Below are 25,462 nucleotides of genomic sequence, written 5' to 3'. Positions count from 1 at the left end.
CAGACGAGACCACCTGGGCCCAGGGTTATTTGGCGCGAAGAACATACCTGTATCTTTGTCGGAGCCACTATGAAACACGAGTTGCATAAGCATCCTGACCACCAGCACGGAAACCATGGTCACCATTCCCGTTCTGGACACACGGCCGGGACAATGAAGTCAGGTGATGCATCGGGCGACCTGGCGTCCGTGTTAGCTGAGAAACCACACACCGACCCGGTATGCGGGATGAAAGTGGCGGATAAGGAAGATCGGCGGATCGAGCACGAGGGTAGCGTTTATCACTTCTGTAGCCCGAAGTGTATGGACAAATTCCGCGCCAACCCGGCAGCCTATCTGCAGGAAAATGACACGCCTGTGCCTGCTGAAGCACCTGCGGGAACGATCTATACCTGCCCGATGCACCCCGAGATCCAACAGCCCACGCCCGGAAACTGCCCGAAGTGCGGTATGGCGTTGGAGCCCATGATGCCGACGCTTGAGGACGAAGATCATCCGGAGCTCGCCGACTTCCGGCGCCGGTTTCGCTGGACCTTGCCGTTGACGATCACAGTCACCCTGCTTGCCATGGCAGGGCACCGCATCTTCAGCGGTGGCCTGGCGTATCAAAGCTGGATTGAGCTCGTCCTCAGTACACCGGTCGTGCTTTGGGCCGGGGGGCCATTCTTCCTGCGCGGTGCCCAGTCGATCAGGAACCGCAGCCCCAACATGTGGACTCTGATCAGTCTCGGAGTGAGCGCCGCCTACGGGTACAGCGTCGTCGCGACCCTCGCGCCCGGATTGTTCCCTGCGACGTTCGCCGAGCACGGCCGTATTGGCGTCTACTACGAGGCGGCCGCAGTGATCGTATCGTTGACCCTGCTAGGCCAGATCCTGGAGCTGCGCGCCCGCTCACAGACCTCGGCAGCCATCAAATCCCTGCTTGGCCTCGCGCCTAAAACAGCCCGCCGTATACGAGCGGACGGAACCGAGGAGGATGTCGAGCTTTCGCATGTCCATATCGGCGACCTGCTGCGCGTGCGGCCTGGCGAGAAGGTGCCGGCCGACGGCACCGTTGTCGAGGGCGAAAGCGCGGTGGACGAAGCGATGCTTACCGGCGAACCGCTACCGGTGACGAAGCGGCCGGGGGACAAGGTCATCGGTGCGACGATCAATGCCAGCGGCAGCCTGATCATTCGCTCCGAACGAGTAGGATCGCAGACGATGCTCTCCCAGATTGTTCAAATGGTGGCTCAGGCTCAGCGCTCCCGGGCCCCCATGCAGCGGCTGGCGGACGTCGTGGCCGGCTATTTCGTGGTCGTGGTCGTCGTTATCGCACTGCTTACCTTGTTCGGTTGGGGTCTATTCGGGCCCGAACCCAGCTGGGTCTACGGATTCGTCAATGCCGTCGCGGTCCTGATCATCGCGTGTCCCTGTGCGCTCGGCCTGGCGACGCCGATGTCGATCATGGCGGCGACAGGCCGTGCTGCTACCCAGGGGGTCCTGTTCCGGGATGCCGCAGCGATCGAAGCGATGCGCAAGGTCGATACCATCATCGTCGACAAGACAGGCACGCTCACGGAAGGCAAGCCAGCCTTTGACCGCGCCATTCCTGCCGCCGGATTCCAGGAGGAAGATGTTCTTCAGGTTGCAGCCAGTATCGACCAGGGTAGCGAACATCCGCTGGCCCATGCGATCGTCGCCGAGGCCCGCCGGCGCAACCTCGCCTTGGACAAGCCTGAAACCTTCGAGTCCTCAAGCGGTATTGGCGTGCGAGGAAAGTTGAAGGGGCAGCAGGTAGCCCTGGGCAATACGGCACTCATGGATATCGAGAAGGTCGATTGGCGACCCTTGCAGCCTGCCGCGGAAGACCTTCGGCAAGTGGGCGCAAGCGTCATGTATCTGGCGTTGCAAGGCAAGCTCGTCGGACTCATCGCCGTGTCCGACCCAATCAAGCAGACTACTCCCGAAGCTTTGGCAACGCTTCGTGACGCGGGAATGACGGTCGTGATGGCAACCGGTGACGGTGTCACCACTGCGAAAGCAGTCGCGGCGAAGCTGGGAATCGCTGAGGTCCATGGCGAGGTCAAGCCTCGGGATAAACTGGCCCTGGTAGAGCGACTGCAGCAGCAGGGACGGGTGGTGGCAATGGCTGGCGATGGCATTAACGACGCACCTGCGCTGGCGAAAGCCAACGTCGGCATCGCAATGGGGACGGGTACGGATGTCGCCATCAACTCTGCGCACGTTACCCTGATCAAAGGCGACCTGAGGACGATTGCAAGCTCCCGCCTGCTGTCGCTCGAGACCGTGCGCAACATGCGGCAGAACCTCGGCTTTGCATTCGTCTACAACGCGCTTGGGATTCCGCTCGCCGCGGGCGTTCTTTATCCTTTCACCGGGCAACTGCTGTCGCCGATGATCGCCGCCCTGGCGATGAGCCTCAGTTCAGTATCGGTGATCGGGAACGCATTGCGGTTGCGTGGGACGGCTGGCGGAACGAAGGAAACAGGATAAGTCTGGCAGGGCAGGTCTCTGGTCTGTCCCCGAGGTATGCGAAAATGCGTGGCTCCGCAAACAGAAGCTCTTCGCGATTGCAGGCTGCTCTTGCTTTGTTCGTGACGAACTGCGCTGCGGGGCTCATCTTATTCTTCGCACATAGACCATGAATGTTGTCGTCACACGTGAAACGCTCGACCTTGTCGCCTTTGTCGGCGCCATTTTTGCCCTCGTCGCGCTCGGCTGTGTCGTGTATTGGGAAGTGCAGCGGCGGCGGCAACGGAGGCGTCAGATTGCACGCGCGGAATCCGCAGGCCGAAGAAGCAAGAAACGGGCGCGAGCCAAGAGGTAAGCAGGGCTCCGGATGCGACACGAGTTCCAGGGACCCGTGGTCCGGAGCGCCACAGGCGCCGGCGCCTGGCTCGTCTGGCGAAGGTCAGGGAGATGCATGTCGACCGTCGCGGCCGCCTGATCATCGACCAAATTATCCGACTGCCTTGGTGAGGTGTTCGTAAAGGATAAGCGAGCCAACAACGATCAGCACCAGGCCGCCAAGCAGCTCCGCGCGCTTGCCGATCACCGATCCGATGCCGCGACCGACCATGACGCCGATCGTGACCATCGTAAAGGTTGCTAGACCGATCGCCGAAGCGACAATCCAGATATTGGCATCGATGAAGGCCAGGCCGACGCCGACTGCCATGGCATCGATGCTGGTGGCGAAACCGGTAATCGCCAGCACCCAGAATGTGTGCGACTCAGGCCTGGTTTCTTCTGCCTCGGGCGCCGACAGGCCCTCGCGGACCATTTTCAAACCCAACACCAGAAGCAGGACGAAGGCGATCCAGTGGTCCCAAGCGGACACGTAGGGCGCCGCCACCGTCCCGAGGGCCCAGCCGGCCACGGGAGTCAGGCATTCGATCACGCCGAAAATGAGGCCGGTCCGGAGGGCTTCCTTGATTTGTACGCGTTGGAGCGCAGCCCCCTTGCCGACGGCGGCCGCGAAAGCGTCGGTGGACATGGCGAGGGCGAGGGCAGCGATAGCAGCGGAATTCATGAGTACTTTCAGGTCGGGCTAACGCAAAGGCATAGCTGCGCGGCCCGACGTGGCGCGCAGGTATGCCAATGGTCTTGCCAACCGAAACGGCTGCCCGTACCACGGCGACTGCGCCGAGTATGTTGATACGGGAACTTCCAGGGCGGAAGAAGGCTGTTCCCAAAGGACGGCGGGACTATACCTGACCCAGGGGCGAAACTCAACTGTCGACCACATATGCTTGAGGATTCATCCATGGTCAGTAGAACATGCCGGCATGTCTAACCATGAATCCGGTGCGCCGAGACTTCACAGCTGCTCTCGGTGCCGAGCGCACGCAAGATTGCGCATGAGCTCGTCGTATCAGCGACTACACAGCGGCCCCTCAGCTCGCGCAACTGCGCTTCCAGGGCCGTCAGCGCCTGGATCCGCTCGACGACGTGACCGATGTGCTTGTCAAGGAGGTCGTTCACCCCGACACACTCGACTTCCGGGTCGTCCCGAAAGTCGAGCAAGGTCCGGATTTCATCCAAAGTCATGTCCAGCGCCCGGCAATGACGTATGAACAGCAGACGCTCGCTGTGCCGTTCGTTATAGGTCCGGTAATTATTCGATGCGCGCTCAGGCGGCATAAGCAGACCGACTCGCTCGTAATAGCGGATGGTCTCCACCAGGCAGCCGGATCGCTCCGCGAGTTCACCAATTTTCATCGAGATTGTCCTGTTTCGGTCGCTAAACGCTTGACCCTGCACCAGCTACAGGGTTTTAAATGCGAACTATACACAGTTTGCAGGGGGATCGACATGTCGGAATGCCAGAGCAAGTCCTGTTGCGCAAAGTCGGGCGCGGTGCGTCCGGCCGCCGCGAGTGTGGCCATGGGCACAAGCGCACTCGAGCTGAGCATTGCGCAGATGGACTGCCCAACCGAAGAGGGGCTGCTGCGCCAGGCGCTGGGCCGGGTGGCCGGCGTCGGGCAGCTGGACTTCAATCTCGTTCAGCGGAAGCTGCGGGTCTCGCACAGTCTGCCTGATCCGGCTCCCATCATCGCCGCCATTCGGTCCGTTGGCATGGAGCCGGTCGTCGAGGGCGACGTCGTCGTCGGGGTGAATGCCGCACATACCGTGTTCCGGATCGAGAACATGGATTGCCCGACCGAGGAAGCCCTCATTCGCAGCAAGCTCGCCGGCGTACCCCGAGTCGAGAAGCTGGAGTTCAACCTGGTACAGCGACGCCTGGCTGTCTGGCACAGTGGCCCTGTTTCCCAGATCGAAAAAGCCCTGGAGTCGATCGGGATGCAGGCGACGACAGTTGCAAATGCGACGGGCGAGCGTGCTGCGACGACGGCGCCGCCGACCCAGAAAAAGCAGTTCATAAGCCTTTTACTCGGCCTGGCCGCGGCTATCGGCGCCGAGCTCGTCGCCTGGAGCACCGGCGTGGAAAATTCGGTGCCGGTCATTCTCCTGGCGGTGGCCGCCATCGCCGCTTCCGGCCTAGGCGTCTACAAGAAGGGCTGGATAGCGCTCAAAAACCGCAACCTCAACATCAACGCCTTGATGTCGATTGCCGTCACCGGGGCGGTACTGATCGGCCAATGGCCGGAAGCGGCGATGGTCATGGTCCTGTTTGCGCTTGCCGAATTGATCGAGGCGCGTTCGCTCGACAGGGCAAGAAACGCAATCCAGGGCCTGGTTGCCCTGACGCCGGACACCGCACACGTGCGCCTGGAGGACGGTACCTGGGCCGAACGCGAAGCCGCAAGCGTCACGGTTGGCACCACTGCGCGCGTTGGGCCCGGAGAAAGGATTGCCCTGGATGGTACGCTGACGACCGGTCAATCTGCGGTGAACCAGGCCTCGATCACGGGCGAAAGCATTCCGGTTTCGAAATCAGTGGGCGACATGGTGTTCGCCGGCACGGTCAACGAGACCGGGTCGTTCGAATACCGTGTCACGGCTGCCCACAGCAATTCGACGCTCTCGCGCATCATCCGCGCAGTCGAAGAGGCGCAGGGCAGCCGCGCACCTACCCAGCGCTTTGTCGACAAGTTCTCCAAGGTCTATACGCCGATCGTGTTCGCGCTGGCACTTGCGGTCGCCATCTTCCCGCCGCTAGTGTTGGGGGCGGAGTGGATGCCATGGATCTACAAGGCGCTCGTACTGCTCGTGATCGCCTGTCCCTGCGCACTCGTGATTTCGACCCCGGTGACGGTCGTGAGCGGCCTTGCCGCCGCAGCCAGAATGGGAATCCTGATCAAGGGTGGCGTCTATCTTGAAGAGGGCGGCAAAGTGCGTTCGCTGGCACTGGACAAGACCGGCACCATCACGCAGGGCAAACCAGTCGTGACCGATGTATCCGCGCTGCGGGGGGATGCGGGCAGCGCGCTGCAACTGGCGGCATCGCTAGCCGACCGCTCGGACCACCCGGTGTCGACCGCGGTGAGCCGCCACTGGTCGGATCAGGCAGGTTCTGCCCCAGTGTCGACCGTAACAGACTTCGAAGCGCTGACTGGCCGTGGCACGAAAGGCAAAATCGACGGCAAGTGGTACTACCTAGGCAACCACCGGCTGGTGGAGGAGCTAGGTATCTGCAACGACGCAACCGAGGCGGTGCTCGCGAAACTCGAAGGCGAGGGCAAGACCGCAGTGGTGTTATGTGACGAGGCGGCGCCGCTCTTGATCATTGGTGTGGCCGATACCATTCGTGAAACCAGCCGTGAAGCGATTGTCCAGCTTCACAAGCTAGGCGTTCGTACCGTCATGCTCACAGGCGACAACAGAGTCACCGCGGCCGCCATCGCCCGCCAGGTCGGCATCGATGATGCCCGAGGCAACCTGCTGCCGGAGGACAAGCTGGCGGCGGTCGATGAAGAGATCGCGCGGCACGGGGTTGTTGGCATGGTCGGTGACGGGATCAACGATGCCCCGGCGCTGGCCAAAGCAAACATCGGCTTCGCGATGGGCGCGGCCGGTACCGATACCGCTATCGAGACGGCCGACGTCGCACTGATGGATGACGATTTACGCAAGATCCCTCAGTTCATTCGCCTGAGCAAACAGGTGAGCTCGATCCTCAAGCAGAATATCTTTGCTGCGCTGGCGATCAAGGCCGTGTTTCTCCTGCTGGCCATTGCCGGTTCGGCTACACTATGGATGGCTGTGTTCGCCGACATGGGCGCGAGCTTGCTTGTTGTCTTCAATGGCCTGCGCTTGCTGCGCCCAAAAACCTGATGAAACGCTACTTCCTGATTTTCCTGCTCGTGCTCCTGCCGCTCCAGTTCTCCTGGGCGATTGCAGGTACGTATTGCGCGCACGAGGAAGCGGCCGCTCCCCACTTCGGTCACCACGTACACAAGCACGACGAAACCAGGGACGACGAAACCACGGACGACGGCAAGCACGAGACAAAGAAGGTCCAGGCTGATACCGACTGCGAGTATTGCCATCACGTCCCATCGAATGCGATTGCGCCCGCCGCCCCCGCGTTGGCGCAGCCAGGCCTGAGCACTCACATCCGGACTGAATCTTCCCGCTATTCTTCGCACATCCCCGACTTGATTCCCCGGCCCGACTGGTCATTCCGCGCTTGACACTGCGGATTCGCTCGAATCCGGAACGCTCGACCTAACGGGCGGTACGGATACGTCGACGCCGAATGGAAACCTTGTTCGGAGAAAAAATGAAGAAAGCAATTCTATCGCTTGCGATAGCGGGGATGGGCTGTGTGCCGTTCCTTGCGCAAGCCCAGCCGGGAGCTGCCGCTCCAACTGAATCGAGGCAAATCGCGACAATCCCGCTGACGGTTGACGCGGCCGTGGAGCGAGCGATGCGGGTGCATCCGGAGATCCGCGCCGCACTCAACGAAGTGGCTGCACAGGCAGGTGCAGTGAAGCAGGCAGGGATCATTCCCAATCCAGAACTTGAACTGTTGCGTGAAGGTTCCGACGAGCCGAACCGTACTTCGACGGTCCAGGTGAATATTCCACTCGAACTTGGCGGCAAACGTTCGTCACGCATTCGTGCGGCCGAGCGCGAGCAGCATGTTGCCTCCCTGGATGCCGGCGCTGTTCGCGCGCGCGTGCGCGGCGAGACCATCGCGGCCTTTTACGAAGTGGTCGCAGCAATGGAGCGCAGCCGCCTGGCCGACGAGATTGCGTCGATCGCCGCGAAGGCGACCGACGTGGCCGGCAAACGGGTTCTCGCGGGGAAGGTGTCGCCGGTCGAGGAGACCCGGGCCAGGGTCGCACAGGCAAGCGTGCGCATCGACGCGGTGCAGGCCAGGCGCGAGCTTGCGCGCGCCAAGGGCAAGCTGGCGGCAATGGTAGGCGAAGACCCGCACAACATCGAAGTTGCGCGCCCGGATGCGATCGAGCTGCCGCGCCTTGCAGCGTTGCCGGCGCTGCTCGCGCAGCTAGAGCGTGCGCCTGGCGTAGAGCGTGCACGCGCACTTATCGAGCACCGCCAGGCCGTGGTCGACGTCGAGCGTACAAGACGCATGCCGGATGTAACGGTCGCGGTAGGCACCAAGCGTGAGGATGGCCACAGGCAGACCGTGGTGGGATTGTCGGTCCCGCTGCCATTGTTCAACCGTAACCAGGGCAGCCTGCTTGAATCCTTGCGCCGCACCGACAAGGCGCGCGACGAGCTGGCGGCCGAATCACTGCGCCTGCGCGCCGAGCTGTACGACGCCCATGCGCGCATGGCTGTGGCCCTCGAGGAAGCGGCCTTGATCTCGACGGACATGCTTCCCGGAGCCGAGAGTACCTACCAGGCCGCCAGCCGCGGGTTCGAGCTTGGCAAATTCAGCTTCCTGGAAGTGCTCGACGCGCAGCGCACCCTGTTCCAATCGAAAAACCAATATCTGCTGGCGGTGGCGGAGAGCTACCGGGCATCGGCCGAGATCGATCGACTCGTCGGCGCGACAGGCCCGCTCAGCGGCACCACCCAGGCACAGGAGCAACAATGAACAAGAATCAGTTGCAGGTCATCGCGATCATGGTGGCCCTGGCCATCGCGTTTGGCGGGTTCGTCGTATTCAAGGGCCGCAATGGCGGCGCACAAGAGGCTGAACACAGCGAGGTCGCCGAGCACGGCGAAAAAGACGAACACAAGGAGGCAAAAGGGGAAGGAGACGCGGGTAAGGGCGACGAACATGCCGGCGAAAAGCACAGTGAGCAGCAGGAAGGCGAAGGCGCGATCCGTTTCACGGACGACCAGATCAAGCTCGCCGGCATCACGATGCAGACCGCGGCCGCGGCGCATCTCGACACTTTCATCCGGATGCCTGGCCAGATCGCCCTCAACGAGGATCGCACCGCCCACGTCACTGCACGTGCGCCTGGTGCGGTGGAGCGGGTTGCCGCAACGCTGGGCCAGAACGTCAGAAAAGGCGATGTCCTCGTCCTCATCGCCAGTGCCGATATCGCCGGTCAGCGTGCGGATCTGGCTGCGGCCGAGAAACGCGTCACCTACGCGCGCAGCGTGTACGCATCGGAAAAGACGCTTTGGGAGGAGAAGATCTCCGCCCGCCAGGACTATCTCAAGGCGGAAAGCGATCTGAGAGAAGCTGAAATCGCCCTGCAGGGCGCACGGCAGAAACTGGCGGCACTCGGCGGTCAGGGCGGCAGCGCAGGTGGCGTTTCCTGGGCAAGCAACCGCCTGCAGGTGCGTGCACCGTTTGGCGGGACGATCGTGGAAAAGCATGTGGCCCAGGGCGAAGTCGTCGGCGCTGACACGCGCATCTTCACCGTGTCGGACCTGTCGACCGTGTGGGCTGACGTCGTCGTGCCGGCCAAGGACCTGGAAATCGTTCGCGTCGGTACCGAAGCGGTCATCCGCTCGGTCGCGTCAAGCACGACGGCGCCAGGCAAGGTCAGTTTCGTCAGCAGCCTGATTGGCGAAGAGTCGCGCTCGGCCAAGGCCCGGGTCGTCCTGGACAATCCAAAGACCGCGTGGCGGCCGGGACTCTTTGTCAATGTGGACATCGTCACCGGCTCGGCGGAGGTGCCTGTGGCTGTCGCCAAGGAGGCGCTCCAGACGGTCGAGGGACGCCAGGTCGTGTTCAAGCGCGTGGGCGAGGGCTTCATGGCCCAGCCCGTGTCGGTTGGCCGCTCGGACGGGCGCCTGGTCGAGATTATCAAAGGCATGAAGGCGGGTGAGCAGTACGCCGGCGCTGGCAGCTTCGCCATCAAGGCCGAGCAAGCCAAGGGCGACGCCGAGCACGAGCATTGAACGGGGACCACGACCATGTTTAATCGAATTATTCGTGCTTCCATCGAGCACCGCTGGATCGTCATGTTCCTCGTCCTGGTCATGGCGGTGGCCGGTGTCTACAACTACCAGCGACTCCCCATCGATGCCGTACCGGACGTGACCAACGTGCAGGTGCAGATCAATACGGCCGCTCCGGGCTTTTCGCCGCTCGAGACGGAGCAGCGCATCACGTTCCCAATCGAGTCCCTGATGTCGGGATTGCCGCAACTCGAGTCGTTCCGCTCACTGTCGCGCTACGGCCTGTCGCAAGTGACCGTCGTCTTCAAGGACGGCACCGACATCCACTTCGCCCGCCAGCTGGTCAGCCAGCGGCTGCAGGACGCACGCGAGGAACTGCCAGCCGGCGTCACCCCCGAGATGGGGCCGATCGCCACGGGACTGAGTGAAATCTACCTCTGGACTGTCGAGACCGTTCCAGGAGCGAAGAAGGCGGATGGCTCGCCCTATACGCCAACGGACCTGCGCGAAGTGCAGGACTGGATCATCAAACCACAGCTGCGCAACGTGCCGGGCGTCACCGAGATCAATTCCATCGGCGGCTTCAACAAGGAGTTCCTGGTCGCGCCCAACCCCAACCTCCTGTCGTCGTACGGCTTGAGCCTTGCGGACGTCGTCACTGCGCTGGAACGCAACAACAGCAACGTCGGCGCCGGATACATCGAACGGGCAGGGGAGCAATACCTGATCCGCGCGCCAGGCCAGGTCGAATCGATCGCCGATCTCGGAAGCGTCGTCGTGTCGAGCAGCCACGGCACGCCGGTGCGGGTGCGCGACGTGGCCGAGGTGTCGATCGGCCGCGAGCTGCGCACCGGTGCCGCCACCGAGAACGGACAGGAGGTCGTGCTGGGGACCGTGTTCATGCTGATCGGCGAGAACAGCCGGGCGGTATCGACCGCGGTCGACAAGAAGATGGCCGAGATCAATCGCACCCTGCCGCCCGGGGTCAGGGCCGTCACGGTGTACGACCGCACTGTCCTGGTCGAGAAAGCAATCAATACGGTCAAGAACAATCTGCTCGAAGGGGCCGTGCTGGTGATCGCAGTGCTCTTCCTGTTCCTTGGGAATATGCGAGCGGCGCTCCTGACCGCGATGGTCATTCCGCTCTCGATGCTGTTCACCTTCTCCGGCATGGTGGGCAACAACATCAGCGCGAACCTGCTCAGCCTGGGTGCACTCGACTTCGGCATCATCGTCGACGGCGCGGTCGTCATCGTCGAGAACTGCGTCCGGCGCCTCGCCCACGCGCAGGCGCGTCACGGCCGCACCCTGACCATGCAGGAGCGGTTCGATGAGGTATTCCTGGCTGCGCAGGAAGCCAGGCGTCCGCTGCTGTTTGGCCAGTTGATCATCATGATTGTCTATCTCCCGATCTTCGTGCTCACGGGCATCGAAGGGAAAATGTTCCATCCGATGGCGTTCACGGTGGTGGTCGCCCTGTTGGGCGCGATGATCCTCTCGGTTACCTTCGTTCCTGCAGCCGTTGCCCTGTTCATGAACAAGCATATCGAGGAAAAGGAAAGCCGCCTGATGCACGCAGCGCGGCGCTATTACGAGCCGGCCCTGCGGTATGTGATGGCGAACAGGCCGGTTGCCCTGGCCTTCGCCGGCATCGTGCTCGCCCTCTCGGCACTGCTGGCGACCAGGCTCGGAACGGAGTTCGTACCCACTATGAACGAGGGCGATCTCGCCGTGCTGACCGTGCGGGTGCCGGGGACGAGCCTGACGCAGTCGGTCAAGATGCAGCAGCAGATCGAAACCACCTTGATGAAGAAGTTTCCGGAAATTGCGCGCGTATTTGCCCGCATCGGCACCGCGGAGGTTGCCTCCGACCCGATGCCGCCAAGCGTCGCAGACGGCTACATCATGCTCAAACCTGAGAGCGAGTGGCCCAGGCCGAAGAAGACGCGCGACGAGCTCCTCGCAGCCATCCAGGAAACGGTCGAAACCCTGCCGGGCAATAGTTACGAGTTCAGCCAGCCGATCCAGCTCAGGGTCAACGAGCTCATTTCAGGAGTGCGCAGTGACGTCGCGGTAAAGGTGTTCGGCGACGACCTCGATACCCTCAACACGACGGCTGCCCGTATCGGCGAAGTTCTTGAGAAAGTTCCGGGTGCCAGCGAAGTTGCGGTCGAGCAGACCACCGGCCTGCCGATGCTCCAGATCCGGGTCGACCGGGAGCGGGCCGCGAGGATGGGCCTGAACATTGCCGACGTGCAGGACATGATTGCGACGGCAACCGCCGGTCGTGAAGCAGGCACGCTGTTCGAGGGGGATCGGCGCTTCGACATCGTGGTGCGACTGCCCGAGGCGGTGCGTAGCGATATCGACGCCTTGAAGCGGCTTCCGGTTCCACTGCCGGCGGGAACTGCCGAAGGTGCGCAGCACTTCATCACGCTCGGGGAGATCGCGTCGTTCGAGATGGCGCCCGGCCCCAACCAGATGAGCCGGGAGCAGGGCAAGCGTCGCGTTGTTGTCACGGCGAATGTGCGTGGCCGTGATATCGGTTCGTTCGTCGCAGACGCGCAGCAGCGCATCCAGGCAGACGTGAAAGTGCCGACCGGTTACTGGACGACGTGGGGCGGACAGTTCGAAAACCTGCAGGCGGCAGCCAAGCGGCTTCAGGTCGTCATACCCGCGTCGCTCATGCTGGTCTTTGCCTTGCTGTTTGTCATGTTCAACACCGTGAAGGATGGCCTGCTCGTCTTTACAGGCATACCGTTCGCACTTACCGGCGGCATTTTCGCGCTCTGGCTGCGTGACATTCCGATGTCGATCTCCGCCGCCGTGGGTTTCATCGCGCTTTCGGGTGTGGCGGTGCTGAACGGCCTGGTGATGATCTCCTTTATCCGCAACCTGCGGGATGAAGGACGGCCGCTGATCGACGCTGTGAATGAAGGAGCAGTGACGAGGCTGCGTCCGGTCCTGATGACGGCGCTTGTTGCATCGCTTGGGTTCGTGCCGATGGCAATCGCGACCGGGACCGGTGCCGAAGTCCAGCGGCCGTTGGCAACCGTGGTCATCGGCGGCGTCCTGTCGTCGACCGCGCTTACCCTGTTGTTGCTGCCGTTGATGTACTACACAATGCACTGTAAGGCGGAGAAGAACAAGATGGCTTAGCGATTAACCGTCGTCTCAACCCTTCTATACAGAAGGGTGACCACACTGTCCCTATCGCCTTACACGAAACTTTTTAGTTCGACCATACCAGGACGATGTAGGATGACAGCAGAACCAGGGCAGCGGAACCATCGAGCATAATTTCTCTACAGGATCCTAGCAATGGCATCGTGATCGTCACACCGAAACGTTGAATTATGCAACTTGAACTCTTAGATAAACCAGATGGACGCACATCTATTTTGCTACCATCAGGCTATGTCCTTGACTTGCTCGCTCCAGACGCAACTGGTTTACCGATTACTGACATCGCCTTATGTCTTGCATCGCAACCCCGGTGGGGGGGGGCTGCAAGACCATGGTATTCAGTCGCCGAACATTCAGTTATGGTATCCCATCTCGTACCAGAGCCTCTGGCATATGCTGCGCTGATGCACGACTGCGAAGAGTTTCTCGGGGACTGGCCATCGCCTGTAAAGGTAATGTTAGGTCGTGACTACGTCAAATCACACCTTAAGCCCGTGAAAGATGCACTACGCCGCCGATTCGGATTCAACGATGAACATCCTGCAGTAAAACACGCTGATCTCATAAGCATGGCCACTGAGCTGCGAGACTTGCTTCCGCCAGCGTGGGTTGAGTGGGGCCATCTTCCGGAAGCCCATGCGGTCAAGATTGTTCCAGTCGGTCCGGATCGTGCCTACAGTTTATTTCTCAGGCGATTTGATGAGTTAAAGCATCTCGCACAAGTTGTTTAAGTCAAAACAATCAGTCAGCTGCACAAAACCATCCATTCCGGGCGCGGCGGCCGGTTTTGCGCATTCGCAAGTTGGAACTCTGCGCAACTTTCCAACGACGGTCGACACTTATTAGGCAGCCATCGCGCAGAAGCTGACTGCAGAGTGGTTTGTTCAATTTTCACAAAATTCATTCAGAATTTTGGCGATGCCGGTTATGAAGCCAGGACTAAATATGGTTAGCGGACCTTTTTTCACGGCCCCACTGTTTGCATCGCCCGCCCAACCGTTCCTTTGCATCGTTTCTGCACTGATTGCACTCTTCAATGCGAAAATTTCCTGTTCTAAAAGAAGATTCTTTGAGGCGAACGCATCGAATGTACAGCTACATCCACCTTGGGTTCCAGAAAGATCGATTACAACTCTGTCCTTGGCAGCGACTTTCAGCAACTGATTCTCGTTCCGAAGCTTGGTGTTTTCTGAAATATATTTTTGTACCAGAATCCGTGCCACTGAATCATTTATCAACGAGAGTACATCATTTTGCAGATTAGAAGGCCGCTGCGGGGGCATGGTGCGCGCTCCCGAATCTGAAAACCGCGCCCAGGTATCGATAAGTGTGCGATAAGCCGCGCCAGTAGCATTACGGATGGGTTGGGCCGTAGGCCCGCCGCGCTCCCCCGACAATGTACCAATCATACTGTAGCTATAGTTGTAACTTTTGCGGTTGAACTGTTCTTTGCAGACCAGATGGATGATTTCCAATGAGTCTATTGTGCGCTTTGACTTCGCCCCCGCTTTCAACTGTTGCAACACCTCTTCCGGATTGAGAGTAACATCATTTCCCATTGTTTTTTCCTCGCATTACTGCAGTCCGTAATGGCCGGGGCAGGGGCGCACTATCCCCGAAAGTGATAGATATTACCTTACTCGGCTTGATAGAGTTCAAGTTGAACGATTTTCCTGCAGCTGCGAGCTTGACGATTTCGTTGCTTTCTCCGTTCAAGCCGAGGGCAGAAAGTCGTTCTATGCCTTCAATAAAAGGTACAGCTCCTCCAGTGCTGCCTGTATATGCCTGGAGCAGACTTGTCATGTGTAGAACGACTGATGGTAATTCTTTTTCACTCAGCTTGAAAAAAACAGGTTCCTTGCCGTTCATCATTAACATCCGATCAAAGGCGTTGCCGGCTTTGAGCACAGCTTTTTGAGCATCCTCATCGACATAGACGGTTGAGCCAACAGCCACTGTCAAAATCTGCTCTAATTCAGAGCATTCGCTAACATTAATTTTAACCTCATCCATACCTCCCACTGCGAGAAGGACCACATCGCTATCAGGATCAGCTGCCGCATCGATGATGTGTTTGCATCGTACAATTAGCTTCATCGTGGCCAAAGAGTCTTCAGCGATCTTCTCGTTCCCGTCATAAATGGCACTTAATGAGTGCCGAAGCTGTTCCAATCTTGCATGATGCTCAAACGTCATATTCAATTTTTGGCATTCAAGCATCGCCGCCTCAAGCGACGTGATTTCAGAGGACATCTCTAAATAACGACGGCCTGAGTCCCCTAGATTGAAGTGAAGAAGATTCCAATGGTGAACGAGAGCTTGAAGGAAAGCGGGGCCTGTCATAAACCACCTGCACCTTACACAATTTTTCTGTTGAGGATAGCCAGGAGTGGGGCCATAGGTGACGGCCCCTGTATCCTCATCAATGACTTTCCCTCCGTTACTGCATCCCATTCCACCTTTTGCACATAATCCAAGATTCGTCCTGATTAACGACGAGCCTCCTTGGTTGAAAGCTTCCTTTATAGCTTGCGTTACTGACACATCTACGACTGCAGAGTTCACTTCAAGTTGTCTGAGACTTGCATCTTTTACCCAGCGAATCCAATTTCTCTGTTCTGTCGTTTCATCCCTAATTCGCTCTGACGCACTTTCCATAACGTCGCTAACATACGCAATACCAGATTTTTTGTAATAAAGAGTCATTAGAATACGCGCATGTCCGGCAATACATTCGGACAAAATCTGCATCTCAACACCGCCCTCGGTCGCAAGATGTGTAATCAGCGAAACGCGAAGTGAATGCAAAGAATATAAGCCACAGTTCCGCTCTGCATCGTCCTTGTGTATAAAACGTAGCCGCGAACCATCGACAGCGGAATGCCCGTTCTTTGCGCAAATATCTTCGAGTTCTTCTAGAATCTTGGTCCACAAGACCACTAACTTCCCATTCGCAATTGGCCATCCCCGCTTAGCCTGGGCAGCACAAGGATCCCGGAAGAGAAAACACATGCTTCCCATCTGTTGTTTTTGCAACTCAGTTTTCGGTCCAAGTACCTTGTCTGGCAAGACTGAGCAATGAACCGGTTCGCTAATTGGATTATATTTTCTTTGCCAATCTCGCAAACGCTCGCACCAATACAGAACTTTTCCGTGTTGCCAAGGTACTACGTAGCCACGATCCCACTGTTCCTGGCCCCTATCTTGAGTCTTGTTCGTGTTTATAAATAACCCCGCGAAAACCTTTCCGGAAATGCTGTCGGGCATGCGACGAAATACGCCTGCGTGTCTTTCCATATTACCGACATGGGAGGCCATATCAGAATCATTTTTTCGGAACTGTCCAGCACAATAAACCGGTTCATCTCTCGCGTTCCTGGCGCATGTACTTCCCTCAAACCACCAAGTGTCGGCCTCACCACTATCCAGCATCCTCACCTGATAAGTGCGGAGTGGGAGTTCCAGTTTAAGTAGCATGGCAATCGTACGCCCGGGATACCAAATTTCGTAAACTCGTTTAGACTTTGTCAGTTGCTTGCGCGCTCCTTTGGCGAAGATAGTCCGAATCCGCCATACGCAATCTGGGTCATCCTTGTCGATTTTTTCGGACGTAACTTGAAACCAGTCACCATTCGAAACTGCATCTTGTGCCCAGAGCAAATCGCTAAAGTTCTTCGCTTCAGTTGGGCATATGAGGTCACGGATGTATCTAATGTATCGGCTGGGAAGGACTTCTTTATTCGAGTGTGCACCCTGGCCTTTCCCAGACGGGATGTCGGCGCTTTGTTCGATAAGGAAGTTTCGGAAGTCCCCAGATACAATTCGTCGCCCGTAGTCGTCTTCAGCAGAATAATAATTTTCCAGCACATAATCGATAAACTCATTAGCTTTAACGAAGTGCGCGCGCGCGTGTCTGCTTCCTATTGTTTTAAGCGCCGTTTCGCGATAGGACGGAATGGGATTTTCGCGCTGCCATTCAGAAGAAAGTAATGTTGATGGGTCAGAAGGAAGACGCTCAGCCGCAATGTAGTCAACAAAGATTTCCCTGATTGCGCTTTTGGCGGCGCCTAAATTTACTTTTGTAGACGCCAGCCAGCCGACCGCATACACCCGCCATTGCTCAAAATTCGGATTTAGCTGCGTAAGATAAGATAGCTGGAGATCCTGAAGTGCGCCCACGGCAACCCTGCGGTTGACGGTATTGTTAGAGCGCTTAATAGGAGTCGTGGAATTTGTGTTAGAGAAATTGTGATCTTGCCCCGCTATTCCCGGACACAGCCTGATGCTTAGTTAGCTGTTCAGTATCGTGCGATCATATTCCTCGCCGTAGCTGGCCTTTGTTTCGTGCAAAAGCTATGCTGGGCGACTTGATTGCTGGGTTCAGCAGTCCCGGCATTCAATCGCACCAGGAGCAGTTGGCAGCATGAGTTCACGCATTCATCCACAGGCCCGTACCACACCGAAGATCCGCCAGGAGATCAAGGATTCGGGCCTGTCTTCCAGAGAAGCTGCCAAGGTTTTCAACATCACGCGAGCCACTGCACAGAAGTGGCTTGGACGCGATGACGTACACGATCGCTCGCACCGCGCTCACACACTGCATACAACCTTGAGCCAGGCCCAGGAAGCCATTGTTCTGTCTCTGCGCCAGTCACTCTACCTGCCGCTCGACGATCTTCTGTTCATTACCAAGCAGTACATCAATCCGGCCGTCTCGCGCGCGGGCATTGCGCGCCTGCTAAAGCGTGAAGGCATGTCGCGCCTGACGGACTTGATTGCGACGGCAGAGGGAGAGAAGATCACGCCGAAGAAGACCTTCAAGGACTACGAACCCGGCTTCATCCACATCGATATCAAGTACCTGCCGCAGATGCCGGACGAGACCTCACGCCGCTATCTGTTCGTCGCTATCGATCGCGCCACGCGCTGGGTCTTCATGCACATCTACAGCGACATGACGGAGAAAAGTAGCGTCGATTTTCTGCGCCGTTTGAAGTTGGCTTCGCCGATCAAGATCAGCAAAATCCTGACCGACAACGGCTCGCAATTCACCGACCGTTTCACCACCAAGGACAAGAAGCCCAGCGGCAAACACGCATTCGACGTCGCCTGCGCAGCCCTGCCTGCAGAACATCGCCTGGCGCCGCCACGCCATCCGCAAACCAATGGCATGGTCGAGCGCTTCAACGGGCGCATCAACGAATTGCTGCAGCAGACCCGTTTCGATAGCCGGGCCGATCTGCAGGCCACTTTGCTGAACTATCTGAAGCTGTACAACCACCACATTCCACAACGCGCCATCGGCAGTAAAACCCCCATCCTCGCTCTCAAGGAATGGCAACAAAAGCGGCCGGAGTTATTCGTTAAACGCGTTTATGATCAAACGGGACTCGACAGTTAGCGTCAGTTTCCAGAGCCTGACGCGGTCGCTCTTTTCTAAACATGCGCGGCGATTTATAGCGCAGCGCCGAGTGAGGATGCACCTCGTTGAAATGCCTGAAGGCGTCGGGCAGCTGGGCCAGCACGACGGCGCCGTCACGCCGGTCCATGTCGCCGACGTAATCGCGTTTAAACGTGTTCACGAAGCTCTCGGCCATGCCGTTCGATTGCGGGCTGTTGACAGGCGTGTGCACCGGCTTGATGCCCAGTTCATGTGCCAAGGCGTGCGTTTCAATTGCCCGGAAAGCGCCGCCGTTGTCGCTCAAGAATTCAAGCGTAATCGCCCGCTCGTTTGTGCTTCCGAAGCGTGCCTCTACCGCCTCGATCATCATGTCGCGCACCGGTTCTCCTGGCAGGCCGCGGCCAATCCAGGCACGCCAGGCGATGATCTCGCGGTCACAGCAATCCTTCATGAATACGCCCGTCACGACATCGCCGTTGTCGCAGGCGATCTCGAAGCCGTCCGAACACCAGCGCTGGTTCGATTCCTCGACGGCTACCTTGCCATCATGAGCGCGGCCGCTGTCCCGGCGCTTGGGCGACTTTGGCAGCAGCAAACCCTCTGCTTTCATCACACGGTACATGCGCTTGTGATTGACGGGCCGCAGGCCCATCAGGCTGCGCGTGCGGTTCACCAGGGCGCCGGCGCGGCGATAGCCGTAAGTCGGCAATGCCGTGATCTCGGCACGTACGGCGTCCGCAATCATCGCGTCAGCAACCGGGTTAAGCCTGATCAAGGTGCGACCGTCGATCCAGTCCGCAGGACGCGCAAGGCGATCAATCACGTTCGAGCGCGCTACACCAAGGACAGCGCAGACCGGCTTCACTGGCCGTCCTTGTCCAATAAGGGTGAGCGCGCAATCCACTTTTTTTCGCGCGCTACCTCGACCGCTTCGCGCAGGATTTCCGCCTCCATCGTCTTCTTGCCGAGCATGCGCTGCAGTTGTGCGATCTGGGCGCGCGCGGCAGCCAGTTCGCTTGCCGGCACCACCGACTCGCCTGACTGGACGGCCACCAGGGCGCCCGCGCGTTCCAGCTTGCGCCAATTGAACAGCTGGCTGGCACTGATGCCGTGCTTGCGAGCGACCAGCGATACGCTCATCCCCAGCTCGTACGTTTCCTTGACCAGTGCAGCTTTCTCCTGCACTGACCAGCGACGGCGCCGCTCCTCGGACACTGTCACTACTTCGATGGTTTGGTTGTTCCTAGTCATATTCACAGTCGTATTCCTATCCGTAAGGATACCGCACCGACCGTGTCTGGTGAATCAGGGGGCTATCTCAATTGTTCCTGTACTGTGCTTTGCGTACTCGGTGGCCGTGAGCATCAATATCGATGAAATCGCTTCCTCGGTCAAGTACGTAATCAATGAAAGCATTAATCGCGGCGCGTTCGTGTTTTCTGCCTACAGTTCCAGGCTCTTTTGTGGAATAGTCAGAAAAATCGGGAGGCAGATAATCTTCAGCCAGGAAAGACTTCGGCGTGAGCTTTAAATTACCGTCTAGCAGATATTTTGAAAAAAAAGCGTGTAAGGCCAAGTTCAAATTTTTTCGGTGTGTTGGTCGCGAGTTTAGGTAGGCGACCACGAGTTCACGCCACTGCCCCAGTTCCGGGTGAAGTACCAGCCATAAAAAACACGTCTCGTCAGTGGTTGGCGCGAAAATCCACATGTCCATAGCGAAACGGTACCTCCGCCAACAGTCGACTTCTGTAAAGAGCGCGCTGTCTTCTTTTGGATGAGTGACGTCAAGAATCCCTTGAACTTCCTGAACGGTTGGAATCTTTTCTAGTCGTACGAAAAGCTGATCACATACAGCGCTCACCTCCGGCGATACATTCTTTGTCCAACTTTGGCGCCATAGTTCCATCGAGCTAATGATGCGGTTTGTCTGTGCACTCTGAGATTTTCCAGGGCCAAGAAATTTTTTCATCCCTTCCTTCTTGATCATTTCATAACTTGGCAACCGATCGGTACGTTGAAAGTAATTTTCGATATAGTCAACCGTCTCTTTTCGATCCTGCTCTCTCAACAGTTGAGGCGGCGTTCGCGTGTACCCATTAGCGAACTGAGCCCACGATTCAATTAAAGTACGACTTGTCGGCCGGTAGATTGACTTATCCTGAAAAGTCGGTCCCCCTAAGGGAGCCGAAATAGCACCAAGGCTGCGCATCGAAAAATCTCTGCTACCCATTGCATATTGTTTTTTACAGACGTCATGCAGGATATTGAGACGCAGGATAGCCTTTACGATTACTGGTTCTTTCGAATTTGGGTTAGCTAACATCTTACTCAACAGATCCGCGTGCGTTTCGTCCGGATGCGCGAAAATCGCACGTCTGTCATTTTCCAGGGACGTTTCTGTCACGCTGACTTTTTTTACAGATGTTTTCTCATCCCGTGTCGTCCCACCGGCATATTTGGCCCATGCCTTTATAAGTTCGCGATGGCGCGGCTTATATATCGATTGATCTGTGAGGATCGGGCCGCCACATGGGGCGCAGTGATGAGAGACGTTTCTTTTTGAAAAATCTTTAGACCCAGCTTCAAACAGTTCGCGACACACGGAATTTAGGATCTCGAGCCATTCGATGGCGCGAACAGCATATTGACTGGATCGGTTATTATTATTCTTGATTTTTTTAATTAAGCCTTCGAATACCACATCAGGATGAGTATGCTCGGAAAGGGACGTGGATTCGCTGCGTTGTTCAGTCAACTTATTTTCCTATATTTTTTCGTTGTAAAACACTCATCATTTGGGTGCGATTATGCTGCATCGAATCTTCCCAAACGTCGATCAGATTAATTTGGCTGTTCGCTGTCGTGTTGACGCCGGCCGTGAGGATTTCTTCATTCAAAATTCTTTGTGTTGCAGCATCTAGCGATTCAGTAACGTGCTCTGTTGTGGGAACCCTGTAGACGTCTTGCGACTCCAATGAGCTATGTCCAAACATTTCTCTCGCGTCGTATCTATTGATGCCAGCTCTATTAGCACGTATTCCAACACTGTGCCTGCCCCCGTGTGGAGTAGTTCCGTAAAGTTTCGCGTGAGGTAGCCCAATGCGTGTCACCGCGCGCTTCCAAGCTGCAGAAAAGGAACTGATCGTGTACGGTTCACCTTTATGTTTGCCTTTGTGCGATACAAAAGCAAATGGATGGCGTGAACTATCAATACCAAGGAGTGCGCGTTGCTCCATATAATTGTGATAGGCATACAAAAACGATTCAGCCATATTAGAGGGGAGCCAGTGAACATGAAGGTACTGTGCTTTTTGGTCGGTAAAAGAGCGCCCTTTGAATCCTGCATGGTAGTTGCCGTGAGCCCAGTTCCGAGGCACATATCTTGGATAAAAAGTTTGAAGGTATGCCTGACGGTTAGCAGCCCTTCGGCCGTTGATCTTTGGATTCTCTGGCGCTTGTCCTTCTACTGGATGATAGATGCGAACCAGGGCTTCGCCTGGCCGCGTGGGGTTCTCCATTACGTCGCCAGTCCAGAGTTGGAATGGTTCCGATAACCTTCTTGCCCCATACATGAGCAACATTGCAATGCAGATTCCCCGCCAATCAAATTTTTCCAGTATGTCTGATTGGTTTTCCTTGCCGTGTCGCACAAAGCCGTCGCGGAATAGAGCAGCTTCAAAATCTGTCGGAAATGCTTTCGCGGCGTTAGCCTTGCCCAAGGGCTGCCGCCTCAATTTAATATCTCTGGCCTTGGCTAACTCGGGGGACTTCTTGCCGGCGATTCCTAAGTGACCCAAGAAAGAAAATTGGTTTTGACGATACCACGCAATCCACGCGAACCGCTGCTCTGAAGCAGTAGCGGCGGTCCACGGATTTAGCGAGCTAGGAATATAGTTTTTTCGCACCATCCAGTCAGAAAATTCCTCGAGCATACGTAGCTTTGGATTTACTGTTCTTGCATTAGATGAGAACCAGCACAGAAAGCTTGGGTCCTCTCCTTTTTCGCTGATGGTGCCGTTGTATTGAGCATTGATAAAACCACGAAAAAGATCAACTGGCTTTAGAACCTGAGGGTTGGCGTTGATGTAATCGATAAGCTGCCCAACAATCTGGCAAAGCTTGATCATCCAAGAATGGCTACGCTCGTTGTGGCGAGAAAGAAAATAGTTAAGTAGCGGCTCCAAGACGCTTATTTTTTCTGAAGCCATTATGACAAGCACCGGAAGGCGGATGGAACTTCCACTAGCGTCTAATTTCACTTTGGCCCAGACACGCACGTGCTTCATTTCGACCTCCTGTTGCGGTTAATATTTTTAACACAAAACCTTGCCGGTGATCCTTTGCTAAGGCGGCTGTGTACTACTTTGCACGTGGTAAGAAATACGGGGCTAGCGCGGTTCAGCGCCTTTGTTAGCTTTTCATTGAGGGTACGAGGTCACAGGTTGTAGACGGCAGTGGGCGCTACTAGTCAACACGGACAAACAGCCGCGTGAAGAATTGTTAATGTTACGTTTATTGTAGGGTAGAACGTCGTTGACCGGAGAAAACAATCTCTCCAAGCAAGTGACTCGAACGAGCACCTGATGACAAAATTTCGTAATTATTATAGATAAGTTTGGGCCTATAACAGCGGCCATGCCGAATGGCCGCCCCAGCGGTAGGTGCGCGCCAGGCCCAGCGCCAGGTCGGCATCGTCCCAGTCGAAGGGGGTTGGGTTGAGCAGGTCCAGGCGCTTACCGGAAGGCATGCGGACCCAGGCGCGCGCCGCGGCGCTCGATGAGTTGTGCATGCGGCGATTTTACACACGGACGGCGGCATTCTCAGCATAATTGATGCAGGCAAAGACGCTCCGCCGGCAGGTCCCTACACTGGGCCGGCCAGGCGGGCCCGTCCCGCGCACAGGAGGTGACATGAGCGATGCGGATCGAACGGCAGACGGCCTGCTGGAATGCGAGGTGCTGGTCGTGGGCGGCGGCATCAATGGCGCGGGCATCGCCCGCGACCTGGCCGGGCGCGGCCTGCGGGTGCTCCTGTGCGACAAGGACGACCTTGGCGCGCATACGTCCTCGGCCTCGAGCAAGCTGATTCACGGAGGCCTGCGCTACCTCGAACACCGCGCATTCGGCCTGGTGCGCAAGGCGCTGGCCGAGCGTGAGGTGCTGCTGTGCAGCGCGCCGCACATCATGCATCCGCTGCGCTTCGTGATGCCGCACGACGGCGCCCAGCGCCCGGCCTGGATGATCCGCGCCGGCCTGTTCCTCTACGACCGCCTGGCGCCACGCGCCTTCCTGCCCGCATCCAGCGCGGTCGAACTGGCCGGGCACCTTGCCGGCGGCCCGCTCAAGCCGGCCTTTACGCGCGGCTTCGTCTACTCCGACGGCTGGGTCGACGACGCCCGCCTGGTGGTGCTCAACGCGCTCGACGCGCACGAGCGCGGCGCCACCGTACTCACCCACACGCGCTGCACGGCCTTCGAACGCCATCCGGACCATTGGATGGCGACCCTGGTGCACGGCGAGCGCAGCCGGCGCGTGAAGGCGCGCCTGCTGGTCAACGCAGCCGGTCCGTGGGCGGCACGCGTGTCCCATCTCGCCACCGGCCAGGCGCCCGGGCGGCGGCTGCGCCTGGTGAAGGGCAGCCACATCGTGGTGCCGCGCCTGTTCGACCACCCCTACGCCTACATCTTCCAGCACCCCGATGGCCGCATCGTGTTCGCGATGCCCTACGAGGGCGTGTTCACGCTCATCGGGACCACCGACGTCGAGTTCCAGGGCGACCCGGACGAGGTCGCGATCGCCGCCACCGAGACGGCTTACCTGTGCGAACTCGCCAACCGCTACTTCCGGCGGCAACTCGGGCCCGCGGACGTGGTGTGGAGCTATTCCGGGGTGCGGCCGCTACTCGAAGACGCGGCGGCCAGCGCCAGCGCCGCCACGCGCGACTACCTGCTCGGCCACGACACGGCGGGCGCGCCGCTGCTGTCCGTCTTCGGCGGCAAGATCACCACCTACCGCAGGCTGGCCGAGGAAGCGGGCGCCTGGATCGCCGGCAGGCTCGGCCGGGCGGAGCCGGGGTGGACGGCGCGGGCCGTGCTGCCTGGCGGCGACCTGTTCGGCAGTACGCCTGACAGCCGCGGTGTGCGCGAGTTCGACCGCTGGGTGGCGGCGCTCGAACGCCGCCACCCGTGGCTTCCGGCCAGCCTGGCACTACGCTGGGCGCGTGCCTACGGCACCCGGGTCGAGATCTTGCTGGCGGGCGCCGCGCGCATCGAGGACCTGGGCGAAGAGGTCGCGCCCGGTCTGTTTGCCGCCGAGCTGCGCTACCTGATGCGGCACGAGTGGGCCGCTTGCGCCGAAGACGTGTTGTGGCGGCGGACCAAGCTCGGTTTGCACCTGCCGCCGGGCTGCGTGGACGCGGTCGCGGCCTGGATGGCGGCCGCGCATCCCCGGGCCGGACCGGTGGCGCTGACCGAGCCGGCCTGAAAACCGGCTATGATGGGTCCTTCTTCATGATCGAAGGATAGCAATGCGTCTCTATACCAGCCCCCGTGCGCCGAACCCGCGGCGCGTCGCGATGTTCATGGCCGCGAAAGGCATCGACGGCATCGAACTGGTCGACATCGACCTGAATGCCGGCGTCCATCGCAGCGAGGACTTCCTGGCCCTCAACCCGCTGGCGCGGGTGCCGGTGCTGGTGCTCGACGACGGCCGCGCGCTCAGCGAAACCCGGGCGATCTGCACCTACCTCGAAGGCCTGCACCCGGAGCCGAACCTGATGGGCGTCGACGCCACCGAGCGCGCCTTCATCGAGATGGCCGACCGCCGCATGGAACTGCACCTGATGCTGGAAACCGCGCTGTGCGTGCGCCATACCCATCCCGGGTTGGCGGTGCTGGAGCAGCCGCAGTTTCCGGACTTCGGCGCGGCGCAGGGCCTGAAGATGCGCGCCACGGCGCGCTGGCTGGACGGGGAGCTGGCCAGGCAGCCTTATGTCGCTGGCGCGCGCTTCACGATTGCCGACATCACGGCCTTCTGCGCGCTGGAGTTTGCCCGCGGCCTGCTGAAATTCCGGCCCGCGGAGGAAGGGATGCCGCACCTGCAGGCGTGGCGCGACCGCATCGCGCAGCGCTAGGGG

15 protein-coding genes and 2 pseudogenes are annotated in these 25,462 nt (G+C 58.5%); 9 read left to right on the top strand and 8 right to left on the bottom strand.

The window, feature by feature from the left end; all coding sequences use genetic code 11:
* Positions 1–69 precede the first annotated feature (69 nt).
* Complete coding sequence (locus IM543_15340) at positions 70–2,496, top strand: heavy metal translocating P-type ATPase (protein QOY92962.1); 2,427 nt, start codon at positions 70–72, stop codon at positions 2,494–2,496.
* 466 nt (positions 2,497–2,962) lie between these two features.
* Here IM543_15340 and mntP read toward each other — a convergent pair whose 3' ends face one another.
* Together mntP and cadR are read right to left on the bottom strand one after the other, a co-directional pair.
* Positions 2,963–3,535, bottom strand: coding sequence for a manganese efflux pump MntP (gene mntP, locus IM543_15335; GenBank protein QOY92961.1), 573 nt, complete (start codon positions 3,533–3,535; stop codon positions 2,963–2,965).
* Between the two features lie 260 nt (positions 3,536–3,795).
* Positions 3,796–4,224, bottom strand: coding sequence for a Cd(II)/Pb(II)-responsive transcriptional regulator (gene cadR, locus IM543_15330; GenBank protein QOY92960.1), 429 nt, complete (start codon positions 4,222–4,224; stop codon positions 3,796–3,798).
* Positions 4,225–4,317: 93 nt separating this feature from the next.
* On the opposite strand from cadR, the gene IM543_15325 reads away from it, so the two are divergent.
* From IM543_15325 to IM543_15305, 5 genes are all read left to right on the top strand, one after another.
* Positions 4,318–6,741, top strand: coding sequence for a heavy metal translocating P-type ATPase (locus tag IM543_15325; GenBank protein QOY92959.1), 2,424 nt, complete (start codon positions 4,318–4,320; stop codon positions 6,739–6,741).
* Positions 6,741–7,100 (top strand): hypothetical protein, encoded by a 360-nt coding sequence (locus tag IM543_15320; GenBank protein ID QOY92958.1) that lies wholly within the window; start codon positions 6,741–6,743, stop codon positions 7,098–7,100. The genes IM543_15325 and IM543_15320 overlap by 1 nt, the downstream gene beginning before the upstream one ends.
* Positions 7,101–7,189: 89 nt before the next feature.
* Positions 7,190–8,476, top strand: coding sequence for a TolC family protein (locus IM543_15315; protein ID QOY96704.1), 1,287 nt, complete (start codon positions 7,190–7,192; stop codon positions 8,474–8,476).
* A complete protein-coding gene (locus IM543_15310; GenBank protein ID QOY92957.1) occupies positions 8,473–9,741 on the top strand; it encodes an efflux RND transporter periplasmic adaptor subunit in 1,269 nt (422 codons plus the stop codon). The genes IM543_15315 and IM543_15310 overlap by 4 nt, the downstream gene beginning before the upstream one ends.
* 15 nt (positions 9,742–9,756) lie before the next feature.
* Entirely contained in the window at positions 9,757–12,900 is a 3,144-nt protein-coding gene (locus tag IM543_15305) for a CusA/CzcA family heavy metal efflux RND transporter (protein QOY92956.1), read from the top strand.
* A gap of 911 nt (positions 12,901–13,811) precedes the next feature.
* On the opposite strand, the gene IM543_15300 is transcribed toward IM543_15305, so the two are convergent.
* Together IM543_15300 and IM543_15295 are read right to left on the bottom strand one after the other, a co-directional pair.
* On the bottom strand, positions 13,812–14,486 hold the full coding sequence (locus IM543_15300; GenBank protein QOY92955.1) for a hypothetical protein: 675 nt from the start codon (positions 14,484–14,486) through the stop codon (positions 13,812–13,814).
* Complete coding sequence (locus IM543_15295; protein QOY92954.1) at positions 14,476–17,106, bottom strand: hypothetical protein; 2,631 nt, start codon at positions 17,104–17,106, stop codon at positions 14,476–14,478. Before IM543_15295 ends, IM543_15300 begins: the two co-directional genes overlap by 11 nt.
* Positions 17,107–17,350: 244 nt before the next feature.
* Between IM543_15295 and IM543_15290 the strand changes: the two genes are divergently transcribed.
* Positions 17,351–18,328 (top strand): IS481 family transposase, encoded by a 978-nt coding sequence (locus IM543_15290; protein QOY92953.1) that lies wholly within the window; start codon positions 17,351–17,353, stop codon positions 18,326–18,328.
* 31 nt (positions 18,329–18,359) lie between these two features.
* On the opposite strand, the pseudogene IM543_15285 reads toward IM543_15290, so the two are convergent.
* The 4 genes and pseudogenes from IM543_15285 to IM543_15270 all read right to left on the bottom strand — a co-directional run bounded on the left by IM543_15285 (position 18,360) and on the right by IM543_15270 (position 23,075).
* A pseudogene (locus IM543_15285) lies at positions 18,360–19,579 on the bottom strand (IS3 family transposase).
* Between the two features lie 67 nt (positions 19,580–19,646).
* Positions 19,647–21,083, bottom strand: coding sequence for a hypothetical protein (locus tag IM543_15280; GenBank protein ID QOY92952.1), 1,437 nt, complete (start codon positions 21,081–21,083; stop codon positions 19,647–19,649).
* A 1-nt stretch (position 21,084) separates the two neighbouring features.
* Positions 21,085–22,614, bottom strand: coding sequence for a tyrosine-type recombinase/integrase (locus tag IM543_15275; protein QOY92951.1), 1,530 nt, complete (start codon positions 22,612–22,614; stop codon positions 21,085–21,087).
* Positions 22,615–22,955: 341 nt separating this feature from the next.
* Positions 22,956–23,075: pseudogene (locus IM543_15270) on the bottom strand (phosphohydrolase).
* A gap of 163 nt (positions 23,076–23,238) precedes the next feature.
* Between IM543_15270 and glpD the strand changes: the two are divergent.
* Both glpD and IM543_15260 read left to right on the top strand, forming a co-directional pair.
* Positions 23,239–24,810, top strand: a complete 1,572-nt coding sequence (glpD, locus tag IM543_15265) for a glycerol-3-phosphate dehydrogenase (GenBank protein QOY92950.1) — start codon at positions 23,239–23,241, stop codon at positions 24,808–24,810.
* A gap of 43 nt (positions 24,811–24,853) precedes the next feature.
* Positions 24,854–25,459 (top strand): glutathione S-transferase family protein, encoded by a 606-nt coding sequence (locus tag IM543_15260; GenBank protein QOY92949.1) that lies wholly within the window; start codon positions 24,854–24,856, stop codon positions 25,457–25,459.
* Positions 25,460–25,462: the final 3 nt, after the last annotated feature.

This window comes from Massilia sp. UMI-21 (assembly GCA_015277795.1).
In the GTDB taxonomy this organism is placed as follows: domain Bacteria; phylum Pseudomonadota; class Gammaproteobacteria; order Burkholderiales; family Burkholderiaceae_D; genus Telluria.
The sequence above is the reverse complement of the archived record's forward strand: the minus strand, read 5'-3'. Positions and strand labels throughout refer to the sequence as shown.